12 protein-coding genes are annotated in these 17446 nt (G+C 60.9%); 8 read left to right on the top strand and 4 right to left on the bottom strand.

All coding sequences use genetic code 11. From position 1 onward, the window contains the following. The first annotated feature begins 3 nt into the window (after positions 1-3). From U5782_RS31005 to U5782_RS30980, 6 genes are all read left to right on the top strand, one after another. Positions 4-2646, top strand: coding sequence for a type VI secretion system Vgr family protein (locus U5782_RS31005; RefSeq protein ID WP_322047689.1), 2643 nt, complete (start codon positions 4-6; stop codon positions 2644-2646). Positions 2647-2657: 11 nt separating this feature from the next. Further along, a complete protein-coding gene (locus U5782_RS31000; RefSeq protein WP_322047688.1) occupies positions 2658-3632 on the top strand; it encodes a 3D domain-containing protein in 975 nt (324 codons plus the stop codon). A 2-nt stretch (positions 3633-3634) separates the two neighbouring features. Next, positions 3635-4087 carry a hypothetical protein gene (locus U5782_RS30995; RefSeq protein WP_322047687.1) on the top strand — a complete coding sequence of 151 codons (453 nt, stop codon included), beginning with the start codon at positions 3635-3637 and terminating at the stop codon, positions 4085-4087. Continuing rightward, a complete protein-coding gene (locus tag U5782_RS30990) occupies positions 4084-4335 on the top strand; it encodes a PAAR domain-containing protein (protein ID WP_322047686.1) in 252 nt (83 codons plus the stop codon). The genes U5782_RS30995 and U5782_RS30990 overlap by 4 nt, the downstream gene beginning before the upstream one ends. A 75-nt stretch (positions 4336-4410) precedes the next feature. Then, a complete protein-coding gene (gene tssG / locus U5782_RS30985) occupies positions 4411-5427 on the top strand; it encodes a type VI secretion system baseplate subunit TssG (protein WP_322047685.1) in 1017 nt (338 codons plus the stop codon). A 3-nt stretch (positions 5428-5430) separates the two neighbouring features. After that, positions 5431-5709: a hypothetical protein gene (locus U5782_RS30980; RefSeq protein WP_322047684.1), complete on the top strand. Its 279-nt coding sequence runs from the start codon at positions 5431-5433 to the stop codon at positions 5707-5709. 23 nt (positions 5710-5732) lie between these two features. Here U5782_RS30980 and U5782_RS30975 read toward each other — a convergent pair whose 3' ends face one another. Genes U5782_RS30975 through U5782_RS30960 form a run of 4 tightly spaced genes read right to left on the bottom strand, consistent with a single transcriptional unit; the run spans position 5733 to position 15144 of the window. Next, positions 5733-7274, bottom strand: coding sequence for an efflux transporter outer membrane subunit (locus U5782_RS30975; protein ID WP_322047786.1), 1542 nt, complete (start codon positions 7272-7274; stop codon positions 5733-5735). A 32-nt stretch (positions 7275-7306) separates the two neighbouring features. Then, positions 7307-10621, bottom strand: coding sequence for an efflux RND transporter permease subunit (locus tag U5782_RS30970; protein ID WP_322047683.1), 3315 nt, complete (start codon positions 10619-10621; stop codon positions 7307-7309). Next, the gene (locus U5782_RS30965) at positions 10618-13791 is read right to left on the bottom strand and encodes an efflux RND transporter permease subunit (protein WP_322047682.1); all 3174 of its coding nucleotides are present in this window, start codon (positions 13789-13791) and stop codon (positions 10618-10620) included. The genes U5782_RS30970 and U5782_RS30965 overlap by 4 nt, the downstream gene beginning before the upstream one ends. Before the next feature lie 18 nt (positions 13792-13809). Then, on the bottom strand, positions 13810-15144 hold the full coding sequence (locus U5782_RS30960) for an efflux RND transporter periplasmic adaptor subunit (protein WP_322047681.1): 1335 nt from the start codon (positions 15142-15144) through the stop codon (positions 13810-13812). Positions 15145-15665: 521 nt separating this feature from the next. Between U5782_RS30960 and U5782_RS30955 the strand changes: the two genes are divergently transcribed. Both U5782_RS30955 and U5782_RS30950 read left to right on the top strand, forming a co-directional pair. Then, positions 15666-16583 (top strand): class I SAM-dependent methyltransferase, encoded by a 918-nt coding sequence (locus tag U5782_RS30955; protein WP_415914437.1) that lies wholly within the window; start codon positions 15666-15668, stop codon positions 16581-16583. Between the two features lie 248 nt (positions 16584-16831). After that, on the top strand, positions 16832-17029 hold the full coding sequence (locus tag U5782_RS30950; RefSeq protein ID WP_322047680.1) for a hypothetical protein: 198 nt from the start codon (positions 16832-16834) through the stop codon (positions 17027-17029). Positions 17030-17446 lie beyond the last annotated feature (417 nt).

The following is a 17446-nucleotide window of genomic DNA, read 5'->3' as shown; positions in this document are numbered from 1 at the left end:
TGAATGACATGGAATACGCAGACGCGTGTGCTGGAGGTCGTCAGCGACGCGATTCCCGAACACTACGGGAAGAAAATTTTTGAGGTGCAGCGCTGCAAAGGGGTGGACAAGCTCGGCCGTCTCTTTGACTACCAGATCGACGTGCGGACCATCGAGGCGAACGGACTGTATGTCCAGGACATGGAGAAGCTGGTTGATGTCAACAAGATGGTGGGCCGCAAGCTGACAGTGTGCATTGCCATGGAAGGCAACGGCACGTCGGCGGACGGCGAGGTAAACGTCGGAGCCGGAGTGCGTGAAATCACTGGCGTCATCTCGCGATTCGAATGCATGGGCGCGGACGACCGGCGGATGTACTACCGCATCCGGCTGCGATGCCTGCTCTGGCTCGCGACCCAGAACCGTAACAGCCAGAAGTTCCTGGACATGGATGTCTGCGAGATATCTTCGGCGATCCTGAAGAAGTACCCGATGCAGGTTCGATGGGACAAGGTGATTGGTGCGGGCGATGGCGAGCGGCGCTATCCGAAGCGGGACTACCAGCGGCAGTTCTGGGAGTCGGACTGGGAATTTCTGAATCGCATCTGGCAGGAGTGGGGGCTTTCCTTCTACTGGGAGAGCGGCACGCTGGTGATGATCGACAACCACGCTTACCCCGGCCAGGACCCGGCCTACAAGACGGTGCGCTACATGGAGCGTGGCGGGCAGCGCATTGACGAAGAGCACATCCACAAGCTGAAGTATTCGCGCAAGCTGACAACGGGTGCGGCGGAAGTGGTCGATTACGACTACACCATTGGCGATGACGACCAGTTTGGGACCAGGGTGTCCCGCCCCAGCGACGCCGCGAACGACAACGCGGTGGAATACACGTGGGCCGATTTCGCGCAACCGCTGCAAGGCGAGATGGGGCTGAATGCCCAGCGCAACGATCACGAGTTCGAGGGCAGTCATCTTGCACGCGTGCGGGCCGACGCGCATCGCAGCAAGTCACTTGTCATCACGGCGAAGGGGAACCTGCGCGGGGTTGCGACGGGGCGCCAGATCATCATCACCGAGCATCCGTTCAGGCCGGTCAACCGCAAGTACGTGGTGACGGGCACAAAGATCGACTTTACGAACAATGCTTCGGTCACGCAGGGTGGGGAACAGCAGCGGGAGTATGCCTGCAGGACCGAATTCACGGCGATTCCGTCGCCGTACTACTACCGCATCCCGCTGAAGGCGAAAAAACCACGCGCGTTTGCGGAGACGGCCATCGTGACGGGCTACGAGCGTCACAGCGGTGTGCTGACCGATGCGATGGGGCGCGTGCGCGTGAAGTTCAGCTGGGACCAGTGGAGCAAGCGTGACGAGGATGCGTCGTGCTGGGTTCCGCTCATGCAGGTGTGGCAGGGCACGCGGTATGGCGGCATGTGGATTCCGCGCGTGGGCGATCACGTCTATGTTGGCTACATCAACATGGACCCTGACCGGCCCTTCATCCTCGGCAGTCACACCACGAATGACAACATGGTGCCGTGGGACCTGTACCGGAACCATGCGCTTGCGGGCTGGCGTAGCCAGGACCTGAGCGGCCCGATGAAAGGTGCGAACGCCGTGATGACGGATGACACACCCGATCAACTCCAGGTGCAGGTGACGAGCGACCATGCCAATTCGCGGTTCGTGGCGGGCTACAACGTGCGCATCGACGGGGACTACGGCCGCGCGCAGGCGCGGGGAGTCGGCATCGAGATTGCCACCGACGCAAACGCCGTTATGCGTGCACCCGGCATGCTGATTACGACCGAAGCCCGCAAGGGAGCGACGGCACCGATGAAGGACATGGGCGAGACGGTGGCGCGTCTGACGGCAGCTCGTGAACTACAGGAAAGCCTGCTGCAGCAGGCACAGTACCAGGACGCTCAACAGGCAGGTACAGACCAGGCTGAAATCTCAGAAGCATTGAAGGCGCAGAACAATGCCATCAAGGGTGGGGCGAGAACGAGTAGTAACAAGTTTCCGGAGCTTTCAGAACCGCAACTTGTACTGGCAAGTGCCGCTAGTACGGCATTGACTGCGGAACAAAGTACACACATTGCCAGCAACGAACATCTTGCGTTGACGACGGGGCTGAGTGTAGGCATCGCGGCGGGTAAGTCGTTGCTTGCATCAGTACAGGAGCGATTTAGCGTCTTTGTACAGCGCATGGGTATCACGATGATTGCGGCGGCCGGGAGAATCTTGTTTCAGTCCAAGACGGACGGCATGAGCCTGCTTGCACAGAAGATGATCGAGATTGTTAGTGCGCAGGGCGTGATCAACATCAAGACCCCGAACGAGATCACCCTGAACGCTGGCGGTACGCAACTGACGTTGAATGCGAGTGGTGCGTTCATTCATACCGATGGTCAGTGCTTGATTCATTGTGCAGATTTTGATACGCCGGGGCCTGAAAGCAAACCCCTTGAGATGCCAAAAAAACCGCATGATGAGCAATTTACGCTCGTCAACAAGGCGACCGGGAAACCTCTGGTTAACATGAAATATAAGGTCGTAAAAGAAACCGGAGAGGAAATTGAGGGCATCACTGACGCCGAAGGAAAGACCATGCGCGTGATTACCCACGGTGCTGAACAACTTATGATTCATTTGATTCATTGAGGCTAATTTCCATGAGTGATACGGAAGTAACACCGGTCAGTACGCCTACTGCCCAGGCTTCCCCTTTATCTACTTCGGTTGGTTCGGCTGTTTCCAACCCGCACCCAGCGTCGAATGTCGTGGTTCCCGTGGCAGATATTGCCTTGAGATGGGATATTCAATTAAATCTGTTTGGTGATAATTTACCTATAATTCCTTCTGCGTCTCATGTGCAGAATGGCAGAATACTTTATCAATATAAAATAAAGATTACGCTCACGCAGGTGGCGGATGGTGGTGCGGTCTCAGGTAAATCTGTGAAGATTAAAAGTAATCGTGGAGGAGACGTAATACTGCCTGATGTTGTATCGAGTGGGGCTGATGGAACTGCAATTATTACGCTTGAGAGTCGAAGTTCGGGCGATCTTTATCTTTGGGTTGAAAATTCTGACATTACCGCAGAGCATCTGTCTATTAGCCTCAAAGACGCATGGTATGAAGGGACATTTCTTATCACCGGATACCATGTCTGTAATGAAGAGGATTTTAGTGGCCAGTTGGCAAATGGCAATGGATTGAGTAGTCAGCATAGGTGGAATTTTCTTTACAAGGCCACTGGTGTAATCATGCAGGGTACAGGTAAGGCGTTGAATGGAAGATATGTTAGATTCGTTTCTATGAATACTACATGGGTTTTAAATAGCAATGGAAATCGTGATTACATTCAAAACCCTTCTCAGGTTAATTTCGCATACTCGGACAGTGTTCTTGGTGCCTTTGGTCCAGTAACGGAAAATCATTCAATTGCAGTGGATCGGAATGTTATACCGCCGCGATCCCATGTTCAAATAGATGGTGTTGGGGATAGGTATGCTGATGATCGCGGCAGTGCTATTGTCGGTCATCATGTTGATAATTTCTTGGGAGCAGGAAACGCAGTAAAGCAGGCTTGGATTCAGGGGGAAATAAACGGAACTCAGCGTCGTGTTAAGTATATTGGGGGGTAGATATGAGGAAGATGGTTGTTGTTTTTTTTGCTGTATTTTCATTGTCTTTTTATGCGATTAATTGCATCGCGGACGGTTCTGTAAGTTTTTCATCAGATATTGTTCCAATTTTAAATGCTCGTCCTTTTTTTGAAAAATTTATAGAGAAAACATTTTCTGTTTCCGATGTCGGTTGGGGTGTCAGAATAGATGGGCCAGTTATGCCTCATCTTGGAGGCGCGCGCATGGGGCCGTATAGTTTTAATGCTATTTGGCATAACGCTGATGGGGATGTGCCGGTGGTGTTAAAAATAAACACAGTAACCAAATTTTTCGATATTCTACACCGCGAAATTTCTGGTGGTGATTTGAGCGAAGCTAGGTCCATTGAAGAAGTATTGGATTCCATCGAAATAGACCCACAGCCGAATCGAGGTTCAGTAAATTCACAAAGTACGAGTGAGGGCGGTAAATGAAGGATGTAATTCGTCTTGGTGATACAACAGATCACGGCGGTGAGGTTATCACTGGATCGCAGTGGATGAAGTTCCGAGGGATATCTGTTGCTCGCCTTGGTGACCAGGTGACGTGTCCGCAGCATCCTGACACAAGCCCAAATGTCATTACAGAGGGCGATCAAAAATTCAAGGATCACGGCGTACCCGTCGCGCGTCATGGCCACCACGCCACGTGCGGGTGCAGTCTGATCTCTAGCATCACGTGACCAGGCGGGCCGCGTGGGTACGCGGCCCCTTTTCTGCGAGGTGTGTTTGTGGAACGTGCAGCACGCAATATTGGAATGTCGGTACAACTGATTGATGATCTGGTGGACAAGCCGTGGAATCATGGATTCTTCTCACTCCTGCGCCGCCTCAACGCCAATCCTGCCATCGATCTCGTTGGCACGGCGCTGCGTCCGCAGAACGAAACATTTCGCGTCGGCCAGAAGCCCACCCTGATTTTCGCGCCCAGCGAGGTTGCTGAAGCCTCGGTCAAGGACGGCAAAGTGCACATGCGGATCTACAGTCAGGGAATGCTTGGCCCGAATGGCCCGCTGCCCATCCACATCACGGAGATTGCGCGTGAGCGTGAAGAGTTACGCGGCGATACCACGCTGTCCAGTTTTCTTGATATCTTCCATCACCGTTCGTTGACGATCCTGTTCCGCGCCTGGGCGAACGCGCAGGCCGTGGTGAGTCTTGACCGTCCGGATCGTGACCATTTTTCGTTCATGTTCGGCTGCATGACTGGCGTGTCGCCACGGCGGGACCGCACCGTGGCACTGCCCGCGCACGCGCGCCTGGCTGCGTCCCCTCTCCTGTTAAACGAGCGCCGCAATTCTTCCGGGCTGTGCCAGTGGATCGGCCATCATTTTGACGTGCCCGTGGAAATGGAAGAACCCCGGATGTACTGGGTCGAACTGCCACCGGAACTTCAATGCCGCTCGGGTGAAGAACATATGACCCTGGGTGGCGGGGCGATGCTGGGCGAATACGTACCCTGCATGACACAACGCCTGTGCCTGATTCTCGGGCCGCTCGACATCGATACGTACCACCGCTTTACACCGCGTGGCGAGGACCTGTTGCGACTCGTGGCGATGGTGCGGGCGTATCTGGGGCTGGAGTTCGGGTGGGAGCTGGAACTACGGATCAAGCCGAATCAGGCGACGCCCGTGGAACTGGGGGACAACCAGCAACTCGGCTGGACCTCTTGGCTGGGTGAGTCGCCCAACGACGAGCCGGTTGTGGGCATGCGGTTCGAGCCGGAACTGTATGTCGATCAACTGGTGCGAAACATGAAGAAGGAGCCGTAACCGATGAACATTGACGTACTCGAAGAGTTGTGGCGAGAGCTTGGCCCCATGCTTCTGGCGTTTGAGAAGCAGCATGGTTGTAAACCTACGGTGGCCATCGTACCGGCAACACTGATGCGCAGGCTGGTGGGACCTGTGCCGAATTGTGTGGTGTACGTGAGTAACCTGGTCGTGCTGGCCGATCCCACTGTGGACGTACCACGGCTGACCGCGCTGGAGATACCCGATCCGATCCGGGCGTCGCCCTCGAAGCCAGCGCCTGACACGAGCACGCTGCACTGATCGGAAAGATGCCAGAACACGACTCACGGCGTAGTCACGGCCGGGTTGGTGTTAGTGTTCGCGTTAGCACCCGCATTGCCCCCCGGATCAACACTTACCTTCTGCGGATGACTCGCATCGTGCAGCACGCCGGTCCACCCGCCACCCAGATCGCCGATCAACGCCGCCGCATCCAGCAACCGCGATTGCTGCACCGTCAGCGCACTTTGTTGCGTACTCAACTGAGTGGCCTGCGCAGTGGCGACCGTCGTGTAATCAACTGTGCCGGCCTCGTACTCGTTCTGCGCGATCTGCGCGCCGCGAATCGAATCGCGCACGGCCGCATCCAGCGCGTCGCTTTGCTGCGCCAGAATGCGCAGACCCGAAAGATCGTTCTCCACGCTCTGGAACGCGCTCAGCACGGTGCCGCGATAGTTCGCCACCGACGCATCGTAAGTCGCGCGCGCCGCCGCAACTTCGGCGCTGCGCTCGCCGCCGTCGAAGATCGTCTCGGTGGCGCTCGCGCCGAGCGACCACACATAGTTACTGATATGCAGCAGCCCCGCGAGCGGCGCCTGGGTGAAACCATCGAGCGCCGAGAGCGAGATCGTCGGGTAGTAAGCGGAAACGGCCACGCCAATCGCCGCGTTCGCGGAGGCCATCTGGCGTTCCGCCGTGGCGATGTCGGGCCGACGTTGCAGGATGGTCGAGGGCACGCCGGCCGGAATCGTCGGCAGGATCGGCAACTTGCCATTGTGCGGAATCGTCATGTCCTCGGGGTTGCGCCCAACCAGCACGGCGATCGCGTGTTCGTACTGCGCGCGCGCGACGCCCAGCGCGATCAGGCTTGCCTGCGCGTTCTCCAGTTGCGTGCGCGCCGTGATGAGGTCGGACGGCGCGACGGTGCCCGCCGTGTCCTGGTTGCTCACCACGCGCAGCGAGTTCTTGTACGCCTCGACGGTTTGCGTGAGCAGGTCGATATCGGCATCGGTCACGCGTAGATCGATCACGTCATTGGCGAGCGCAATCTGTTCGGACAACTGGGCATTCGCGAGCGTGGCTTCGCTCGCTTGCGCCGTAGCCGACTGCTCTTCGATCTGGCGGCGCACTTGCCCCCAGAAGTCGATCGTCCAGCTCACGTTCGCTTCGAGCGTGCCCGCGTTGACGATGCGCGCGCCGCTGCTGTTCGAGACGCTGCTCACGCTGCTGATCGTGCCGGTGGCGGAGCGCTCGCGCGTGGCGGACCCGGTCAGGCCCACCGTCGGAAACAGGCTTGCGCGCGCCACGCGCACTTCAGCCAGCGCTTCCTGATAGTTCGCGTAGCTTTGCGCGACGGTCTGGTTGGCGACCGGAACAAGCGGTTCGAGCTCGTCGAGCAACGGGTCCTGGAAGGCAGTCCACCAGTCCCCTTTGGGGCCGGCGGCCGCGGACGGATCGGCCTGGGTCCAGCCGGGCAGCTCCTTCCATTGTGTGGGCACGGCCACCTGCGGGCGGTGATAGTCGGGACCGACCATGCAGCCGCCCAGCAACAAGGCGAGGCCGAGCGGCAGCAGGCGCACAGGACGCAGCGCGGGACGGGCTTTCATGGCATTGGCGGGTTCGAACGGGTGAATCGTCTTCATGATGCGCTCTCATCGGCCTGGCGGTTCCAGGGCAGGCGTGCAGCCCAGCGTGCGAGGCGCGCGCGCAGGCGGTCGAGGAACAGATAAATCACGGGCGTGGTGTACAGCGTAAAGACCTGGCTCAGGAGCAGGCCACCCATCACGGTCACGCCCAGCGGCTGACGCAGCGACGCGCCCTGGCCAATGCCGATCGCGAGCGGCACGGCGCCCAGCACCGCGGCAAACGTCGTCATCATGATCGGGCGCAGCCGCACCACGGCGGCTTCGTGGATCGCATCGCGCGCGTTGCGGCCTTCGTTGCGCTGCAACTGGATCGCGACGTCCACCATCATGATGCCGTTCTTCTTGACGATACCGATCAGCAGGATGATGCCGATCATCGCGATCACCGAAAACGGCGTGCCGAAGATCAGCATCGCAAGAATCGCGCCGATGCCCGCCGAAGGCAACGTCGAGAGAATCGTCAGCGGGTGGATGGTGTTCTCGTAGAGTACGCCCAGCACGATATACACCACGACCAGCGCCGCCAGAATCAGGAGCGGCACCGTGCCCATCGATTGCGCGTAGGCTTGCGCCGCGCCTGCGAAGGCGCCGTGGATCGAGGCGGGCATGCCGATGTCGAGCTGCGCCTGCTCGATGATCTTGCTCGCCTCCGAGAGCGAGCCGCCCTGGGGCAGGTTGAACGAGATCGTGCCCGCCACTTCGCCGCTCTGGTGATTGACCTGGGTGGCCGTGTGGCCCGTGGTCCAGGTCATCAATGCGTCGACCGGCACCATGGTTTCGGCGGCGGTACTGTCCGCGCTACCGCTCGAACTGCCGCCCTTGCTGTTGGAGATCGAGTTGTTCTGCTGGTTGGCCACCGCGTTCGCGTTGCGCGAGTTGGTGTTGCTCGAGCTCGTGGAGGAGGTGCTTTCCGCCGTGTAGGCGGTGACCCCCGAGACCGTGCTGCTCGACATCTGCGTGGACGCCGAACCGCTCGCATTGCCCGCCGCCGTGCTCATCCAGATACGGCTGAACGACTGCGGATACTGCCAGTATTGCGGCGCCACTTCCATCACCACGAAGTACTGGTTGATGGGGTTGTAGATGGTCGATACCGTGCGCTGGCCAAAGGCGTCGTACAGCACGCTGTCGACCTGGTTCGGGTCGAAGCCATAGCGTTTGGCGGTCGCGCGGTTCACCGTCACATAGGCTTGCAGGCCGTTTTGCTGCAAGTCCGAGTTCACGTCGGTGAGCGTGCCGTGATACTTGTTCAGCGCATCGACAAGCTTAGGTGTCCATTCGAATAGCGCGTCGGCGTCGTCGCTGGTGAGCGTGTACTGATACTCGGCCGCTGACTGTCGCCCGCCGATCTGCAGGTCCTGTTGCGGCACCAGGAAAAGACGCGCGCCCGACACCGCGTTGAGCTTCGGCCGCAGACGGTTCACGACCTCCGTGGCGGACAGCTTGCGCTGCGCGAGCGGCTTCAATTCGATAAAGACGTTAGCGGTGTTGAGTGCGCGTCCGCCCGTGAAGCCCGCCACCGAAGCCACGGCCGGGTCTTTCTGCACGATGTCCTGCAACTGCGCGAGCTTTTTCTCCATCGCCGTAAACGAGATGCTCTGGTCGGCGATGATCTGGCCGATCAGGATGCCCGTGTCCTGCTCGGGGAAGAAGGTGCCGGGCAGCAGGCGCGCAAGGAACACGTTGGCGACCAGCAGCGCGACCAGCAGCCCGATCACCAGCAGCGCATGATCGAGCACGGCGTCGAGCGTGCGCGAATAGAACTGCTTGAAGCGCTCGAACTGCGCATCGATCCACGCGGCCACGCGTGAAGGCTGGTGCTGTTCACGTTCGCGCTTGAGCACATAGGCGCACATCGTGGGCGTGACCGTGAGCGAGACGATCAGCGAGATCACGATGGCGATCGAGAGCGTCATCGCGAACTCGTGGAACAGCAGGCCGACGATGCCCGGCATCAGCAGGATCGGCAGGAACACGGCGATCAGCGACAGGCTCATCGACAGCACCGTGAAGCCCACTTCGCCCGCGCCGCGCAATGCGGCTTCCTTGGGATCGAGCCCGGCTTCCATATGCCGCACGATGTTTTCGAGCACCACCACGGCGTCGTCCACCACGAAGCCGGTGCCGATGGTGAGCGCCATCAGCGAGAGATTGTCGATGCTGTAGCCGAGCAGGTACATCGGCCCGAAAGTGCCGACGATCGAGAGCGGCAGCGCCACGGCCGGAATCAGCGTGGCGCGCGGCGAGAGCAGGAACACGAACACCACGCCGATCACGAGCAGCACGGCGATAAAGAGCGTGCGCTCCGTATCGGCCACCGAAGCGCGCACCGACTCCGAGCGGTCGACGGCCACGTTCACCTTGATGGTGGCGGGCAGGGCGGCCTCGATATTGGGCAGGCGCGCCTGGATCTGCTGCACGGTCTTCACGACGTTGCTGCCGGGCATCGGATAGACGATCACGAGCACGGCCGACTTGCCGTTGTAGAGACCGGCGTTGCGGATGTTTTCGTTGGAGTCGCGCACCGTGCCCACGTCGCGCAGATAAACCGGCGCGCCGTCGCGATAGGCGATCACCACGTCGCGATAGGGCGCGGCGCTGCTGATCTGGTCGTTCGAGGTCACCACGAAGCGCTGGTCGCCCTGGTCGAGATGGCCTTTGGCGCTGTCGGCATTGGCTGCGCCGATGGCCGCGCGCACGTCCTCCATGCCGATGCCGTAGCTATTGAGCTTGCCCGGCTCCAGCTCCACGCGCACGGAGGGCAGCGCGCCGCCGCCCAGCGTGATCTGGCCCACGCCGTCCACCTGCGAGAGCTGCTGCATGATCACGGAATCGGCGGAGTCGTAGAGCTGCGCCTTGGTGAGCGTGTCCGAGGTGAGCGCGAGCACCATGATCGGCGCGCTCGCGGGGTTGTACTGGCGGTACGTGGGGTTGCTGCGCAGCGTGGTGGGCAGGTCGGCGCGCGCGGCCTGGATCGCGGCTTCCACGTCGCGCGCGGCGCCGTTGATGTCGCGATTGAGGCCGAACACGATCACGATCGTCGAGGTTCCCACGTTGTTGATCGAGGTGAGCTGGCTCACGTCGGCGATGGTGCCCAGGCGTCGCTCCAGTGGTTCGGCCACGGTGGAGGCCATCGTGTCCGGGCTCGCGCCCGCCATGTTGGCCTGCACCACGATCACCGGATAGGCGATGTTGGGCAGCGGCGCAACCGGCAGCCGGAAGAACGCCAGCGCGCCAGCCAGCAGGATCGCGATCGCCAGCAGCGAAGTGGCGACCGGGCGGCGGATGAAGAGCGCCGAGAGATTCACGGCGTGCCCTCGGGCGCGGGGTTGCGCGGCTCATCGCCGCCGTTGGTCGGGCCCGTGCCGCTCGCATCGGCATCGCCATCGTCTTCAGGCTTGTTCTTGCGGCCGAAGCGGATCGCCAGGCGGTCGAAGTACAGATAAATCACGGGCGTCGTGAAGAGCGTGAGCAACTGCGAAACCGTGAGGCCGCCAATGATCGCGAGGCCGAGCGGGCGGCGCAGTTCCGAACCCGTGCCGGTGCCGAGCAGCATCGGCAGCGCGCCGAGCATGGCCGCGAGTGTGGTCATCAGGATCGGGCGGAAGCGTAGCAGGGAAGCTTCGAAGATCGCCTCGCGCGGCGGCTTGCCGTGCACGCGTTCGGCCTCGAGCGCGAAGTCCACCATCATGATGGCGTTCTTTTTGACGATGCCGATCAGCAGCACGATGCCGATGATGCCGATCACGTCCAGGTCCTTGCCCGCGATCATCAGCGCGAGCAGCGCGCCAATCCCCGCCGAGGGCAGCGTCGAGAGAATCGTCACCGGATGCACGTAGCTCTCGTAGAGCACGCCCAGCACGATATAGACGGCTACCAGCGCGGCAATCAGCAGATAGACCTCGGAGGAGAGCGAGTCCTCGAAGGCCTGCGCCGCGCCCTGGAACGACGAGGTGATCGAAGGCGGCAGGTTGACGGCGGCTTCGGCCTTGCGCACGTCGCGCACGGCGGCGGAGAGCGATGCGCCATCGGCGAGATTGAACGAGATCGTGACCGACGGGAACTGCGCAAGGTGGCTGATCGTCAGCGGCGAGCGCGTGATGCGGATCGTCGCGATGCCTTTGAGCGGCACCTGGCCCGAGGTTGCGGTCTGGCTTGGCAGATAGATGTCGCCGATCGAATCGACCGTGGGCAGCGACTCCGGCTTCGCGACCAGGATCACGCGGTACTGGTCCGACTGCTGGAAGATGGTCGAGACGATGCGCTGGCCCAGGGCGTCGTAGAGCGCGTTGTCGATGGTCGCCGCCGTGATGCCGTAGCGCGCCGCGAGCTGGCGGTTCACCTGGACATCGACGGACAGGCCGTCGGTGTTCAGATCGCTCGTGACGTCGGTGATCGACGGAATCTGCTTCATCTTGTCGATGAGCGCGGGCACGTACTGATTGAACGCCTGCTGGTTCGGGCCGCGCAGCACGAAGTTGTACTGGTTGGGCGAGACCGTGGTGTCGAGCGTCAGATCCTGTTCGGGCTGTAGATACAGACGAATGCCCGCCACCTTCGCCACCGACTGCTGGATGCGCCGCGCGATTTCCTCGGCGCTGCCGGAGCGGTCGTCGTGCGGCTTCAGGTTGATCAGGAAGCGGCCGTTGTTGAGCGTGTTGTTGATGCCGTCGATGCCCACGTACGAGGTGAGCGACACCACATCGGGATCTTTGAGGATTTCCTCGGCCAATGCCGACTGGCGGCGCACCATCGCCTGGTACGAGACCGAGTTGTCGGCCACGCTGATCGCCTGGATCACGCCTACGTCCTGCACGGGGAAGAGGCCCTTGGGGATCACGACGTACAACAGGCCCGTGAGCGCGACGGTCACCACGAACACGATGAGCGTGAGCACCTGGTGATCGAGCACCCAGCGCAGGCCGCGTTCGTAGGCGTTGAGCGTCTTGTCGAACAGACCTTCGCTGATGCGTTCGAAACGGCTCGGATGGCGTTCGGCCTGGGCGCGCAGGATACGCGCGCACATCATCGGCACGACGGTCAGCGAGACCACGGCGGACAGCACGATCGTGACCGCGAGCGTGACGGCGAATTCGCTGAACAGACGGCCGATTACGCCGCCCATGAAGAGCAGGGGAATCAGCACGGCAATCAGCGAAATCGTCAGCGACAGAATCGTGAAGCCGATCTGCCCCGCGCCTTTTAGCGCTGCCTGCAAGGGCTTTTCGCCTTCCTCCAGATAGCGCACGACGTTCTCGATCATCACGATGGAGTCGTCCACCACGAAGCCCGTGGCGATGATCAAGGCCATCAGCGAGAGATTGTCGATCGAGTAGCCCAGCTCGTACATCACGGCGAGCGTGCCGATCAGCGAGACCGGCACCGAGATGCTCGGGATGATGGTGGCAGGCAGGTTGCGCAGGAACACGAAGATCACTGCCACCACCAGCGCGACGGCGAGCACGAGTTCGAATGCGGCGTCATGCACGGAGGCCTGGATCACGCCCACGCTGTTCGAGACCACCGTCACCTTCATGCCGGCCGGCAGCGTGGCTTCGAGCTGCGGCAACTGGCGCATGATCTGGTTGACCGTGGCGATCACGTTCGCGCCGGGCTGGCGCTGCACGTTGAGCACGATCGCGGGCTGCTTGTTGTACCACGCGCCGCGCTCGACATCCTGCGCCGCCGTGGAGACGCGCGCGACGTCGCGCATGAAGACCGGCGAGCCGTTCTGATAGGCGATGACCGTATCTTCGTAGTCCTTGGGATCGGAAATCTGATCGTTGGAGTTGATCGTGTAGTCAAGCTCGGGGCCGTCGAAATTGCCCTTCGGCGCGCTCACGTTGACGTTGGCCAGCAGCGTGCGCAGATCGTCGAGATTCAGGCCATAGGCGGCGAGCTTTTGCGGATCGGCTTCCACGCGCACGGCCGGCACATTGCCGCCCGCCGTGCTCACGAGACCCACGCCCGGCACTTCGGAAATCTTGGTGGCGAGGCGGTTGTTGGCCGCGTCCTGCAACTGCGTGAGCGACATCGAATTCGATGTGATCGCGAGCGTGAGGATCGGCTGGTCGGCCGGGTTGACCTTGGCGTAGGTCGGCGGCGCAGGCAGACCGCTCGGCAGGTAGCTGTTGGCGGCGTTGATGGCCTGCTGCACGTTCTGCTCGGCCACGTCCAGATTCAGCGAGAGATCGAATTGCAGCGTGATGACCGAGGCGCCCTCGGAGCTATAGGAGATCATCTGTTGCAGACCCGGAATCTCGCCGAGCTGCACTTCGAGCGGCGCCGTCACGGTGGTGGCCATGACGCTCGGGCTCGCGCCCGGATAGAAGGTCTGGACCTGGATGGTCGGGTAATCGACTGCGGGCAGCGACGAGACCGGCAGGAACTTCATCGCCACGAGGCCGATCAGCACCATCGCGATCATCAGCAACGATGTCGCGACGGGCCGCAGAATGAAAAGACGCGAAATATTCATCGGCGCGGAAACGGCAGGTCAGGAGGCCTGGGAGGCGGCGTCGGCCGTCTCGGCCGCGGAGGCGCCCGAAGCCGCAGGCGTGGCCGATGCAGCCGAACCAGTCGACGCAGCGGCGTTCGCATGCGCGTGCGAGGCGTTGCCCATGCGCGCCGCGCTCGCGCCATGCGCCGAGCCGGGTTTGCCGGTCGAGGGCTGGATTTTCGTGCCGTCGTTGAGGCGGTCCAGACCGTCGGTCACCACTTGCTGCCCGGCGGTGAGCCCGGCCGTGATGACGGTATGCTGGCCGTCGCTCGGGCCGAGCGTGACCTTATGGACCGAGACGGTGTTGTTGGCGTTGACGAGGTACACGTAGTCGCCCGGCGCGCCCGATTGCACGGCGGGTGTGGGCACGAGCACCGAGTTCTGCATCGTGTCGACGAGCAGGCGCACGTTGACGAACTCGTTGGGGAACAGGGCTTCGTCGTCGTTGGGGACGCTCGCGCGCAGCGTGACCGTGCCGGTGGCTGTCGCCATCTGGTTGCTGATGGCGTAGAGCGTGCCCGTCGCCAGTTGTTTGGTGTTCTCGCTGTTGAAGATGGTGATCGGCAACTTCGCCCCCGCGTTGACGCGCTGCAACACGCTAGACAGCGAGTTCTGCGGCACCGTGAACTGCACGGTGGTGGGCTTCATCGTCGTGATGACGGCGATACCCGTGGAACTGGACGCCGTTACGTAATTGCCCGGGTCGACCAGTCGCAGGCCCACGCGGCCCGACACCGGCGCGGTGATGTGGCAGTAGATCAGATCGAGCTCGTATTGCTTGATGGTGGCGAGGTCGGACTTCACGGCCGCCTCGTCCTGGGCGACGAGGAACTTCTGGTCGGAATACGTTTGTTCGGCGATCGACTTCTTCTCGTTGAGCTGCGTGTAACGATCGAGGTCGGCGCGCGCCTGGGCGAGCGAGGCGCGGTCCTTGGCGAGCTGCGCTTCGGCCTGCTCCTTGCTGATTTCGTACTGGCGCGGATCGATCTGGGCGAGGAACTGGCCTTTGACGACGTCCTGGCCTTCGCGATAGCCCACTTCGGTGAGATAGCCGCTCAATTGCGGCAGCACGGTAACGGTGGCGGTCGGCGTGACGGTGCCGAGCGCGTCGAGCGTGACCGGCATCGAGCCCAGCGTGGCCGGCGCCACCGTCACCACCTGAGGGGCCGCACCGCGCGCGGGTTTTTTGCCCCGCAGCACGTGGACGACCACGAGGGCGATCAGCGCCAGCAGGATCAGTACGAGCACGATCCAGCGTCCGCGATGCTTGCGCGGTGGCGCAGCGGGAGGCGTGGGGGAAGCGGGGGCGGGGCGATTGGGCGTGTCGCTCATGCGGGTCTCCCGATGCGGCCGACGAGGCCAGGCTTGCCAGAGCGTTGGGCGGTGCGCGCATCGGCACACCGGCTGGGGCCGTGGGGGGCACGCGGCAAACGGGCCAGCGTGGCACCGTGCCGGTTGTCGTCGGTTCGCATACGAATTCTCTTTGGTTGTTGTGTGCAGCCGCCGCCCGAACCCGGCGCGCGCCAGGCTGCGAAGGCTAAGACTTGCAGTCTAACCAAATCGCGCGCTAATTTCGAAACGTTGGGTAATTGAAAGGTTTTGGCGCGTTACAAGCGCCGGTTTTCGTCATCGCGCGTTACGAATGGCGGGGTCGCGGGTGAATTTCGTAAGCGATGGAAAACGGCGGAAAAATAGCCGTCATCGAAACGACTGTATTGCGCTCGATGGCGAACTTGCCGGAGGCTTTCGTTTGAGGTTCGATTGAAGACAGTCCATGCATACCCTGCTTTAAGGTCTTCTTCAGGTGCGGGCTTGTAGCATCGCGGCGCCCATACTGATTCGGAGCCCTCATTTTGCTGCAGCCCACAAGCGATGCCAGTCACGACAACTGGTCGAGATGGATTCTCGAGCAACGCCACGGAGCGGATGGCCACTGCGAGCGCGAGGTCGGTGTCGAGATAACCCGCTACGCCGACCGCGTGCTGGATTTCGCGGGCCTGCGCGCTGGCATGACGCTCGTGGATGTCGGGACCGGCGATGGCCTTGTGGGCCTGCGAGCGATCGAGCGGATCGGCGCGTCTATCCGCGTGATCATGACCGATGTGTCCGCCCGCCTGCTTCAGCACGCGCAAGCAAGGGCGCAGGCTAGCGGCGTGAGCGGGCAATGCACGTATTTGCACTGCGCTGCGCAAAGACTGGACGGTATCGCCGACAACGCCGCCGACGCGCTGACCATGCGCGCGGTCCTCGCCTATGTGGACGATAAGCCTGCTGCCATGCGCGAAGTGTTCCGCGTGCTGAAGCCGGGCGGCCGCTTTGCGATCGCCGAGCCGATCCTGCGCGACGAAGCACTTGAGGTCTGCATGCTCAGGCAACTGATCGATTCCGGTTCGATCGACAACAGCGATCCGTTTTTTCCGCTGTTGCTACGCTGCCGCGCGGCTCAGTTTCCCGATACCGAGGAACAAGTCCGGGCGCTGCCGATCACGAATTACGGCGAACGCGATCTGGTTCGCTTTGCGATCGACGCGGGATTTACCGATATCCACCTCGAATTGCATATCGACGTGAAAACCGCAGACTGCGTCCCGTGGGAGACCTTTCTTCGCATGGCGCCTCATCCGCTTTCGCCTGACCTCGAAACCATCCTTCAAACCCGATTCACGCGCGAGGAGCGTGATTATCTGGAAGTGCGCATGCGTGCAATGTTTGAAAGTGGGAAACAACCTGGCGCCTCGCGCATCGCCTGGTTGACGGCGAGAAAGCCTTGATAGCTGGTAATGTAGTTTCGCGGCATTCCGTATGCGGGTACGGATGTCGATGTATCAAGGATCGGGCCTGTTCCGCCCGATTCTAAATAACAACTTTTCTCATTCAAAAACAATAAAACACGCCGCGTGAAATAGCTTGTAAGGATATCCATTTGCGGCCTGTAGCTCCCGGCATCATATCCCCGTCTGATCGCTATGCTCTCGACCTGCTAACAGGTAACAGATCGTATCGGGACGGAGATCGGAACATGTCAAAAGAAAGCTCTGCATTTCGGCGCGCGTTGAATCGCTCGGTGTTGGGCCTCGCGCTGGCTCTCGCGATGGGGCTTCAGGGGTGTTCGACGACGCTTGAAAATATCGCGTTGGGTACGGGCATTGGCGTGGCGGGGACCATTTCGGCCCTGGGATGCCTGCTGGCCTGCCAGGACAAGGGGCCGGGGTGGTAAGCGACGCATCGCTCGATGCCAGATAGCTTGCGCGTCCTTGTTTGTCATATTCATCGCCGACACTAGCGTGTTGACGGCGCGATGAATCATCGCGGCGATATGCCGTAACGCGTTGTAATGATTCAATCCTCGACGTGAGGCAGTGATGCGCTTTCATTCGAAGCGAGCTAAGGTTCTCTTCAGGAAGCGTCAGTAGGCTCGATCGGTTTGAGGCCGTTGTTATCCGATGCTTTCAGTCGAATGCTTATCTGCCTGAATGGAAGGGCGATTGCATGACGAATGAAATGCATTTGGAAGATTTTATTGAGGCAGCCGCGCTGCGGCATTGCCTGATGGCACGACTTGAAACGTTTTACGGTCCGATCCGGAACCCTCACTTAGGCGTAAGTCCGCGAGCCGTCGCGGCAGTATCGACGA

The sequence above is a fragment of the Paraburkholderia sp. J67 genome (genome assembly GCF_905220265.1).
GTDB lineage: Bacteria > Pseudomonadota > Gammaproteobacteria > Burkholderiales > Burkholderiaceae > Paraburkholderia.
The sequence above is the reverse complement of the archived record's forward strand: the minus strand, read 5'-3'. Positions and strand labels throughout refer to the sequence as shown.

Coding starts and splice junctions, on each gene's coding strand:
- U5782_RS31005 (WP_322047689.1), top strand. CDS start 4: ATGACATGGAATACGCAGACGCGTGTGCTGGAGGTCGTCAGCGACGCG.
- U5782_RS31000 (WP_322047688.1), top strand. CDS start 2,658: ATGAGTGATACGGAAGTAACACCGGTCAGTACGCCTACTGCCCAGGCT.
- U5782_RS30995 (WP_322047687.1), top strand. CDS start 3,635: ATGAGGAAGATGGTTGTTGTTTTTTTTGCTGTATTTTCATTGTCTTTT.
- U5782_RS30990 (WP_322047686.1), top strand. CDS start 4,084: ATGAAGGATGTAATTCGTCTTGGTGATACAACAGATCACGGCGGTGAG.
- tssG (WP_322047685.1), top strand. CDS start 4,411: ATGTCGGTACAACTGATTGATGATCTGGTGGACAAGCCGTGGAATCAT.
- U5782_RS30980 (WP_322047684.1), top strand. CDS start 5,431: ATGAACATTGACGTACTCGAAGAGTTGTGGCGAGAGCTTGGCCCCATG.
- U5782_RS30975 (WP_322047786.1), bottom strand. CDS start 7,274: ATGAAAGCCCGTCCCGCGCTGCGTCCTGTGCGCCTGCTGCCGCTCGGC.
- U5782_RS30965 (WP_322047682.1), bottom strand. CDS start 13,791: ATGAATATTTCGCGTCTTTTCATTCTGCGGCCCGTCGCGACATCGTTG.
- U5782_RS30960 (WP_322047681.1), bottom strand. CDS start 15,144: ATGAGCGACACGCCCAATCGCCCCGCCCCCGCTTCCCCCACGCCTCCC.
- U5782_RS30950 (WP_322047680.1), top strand. CDS start 16,832: ATGTCAAAAGAAAGCTCTGCATTTCGGCGCGCGTTGAATCGCTCGGTG.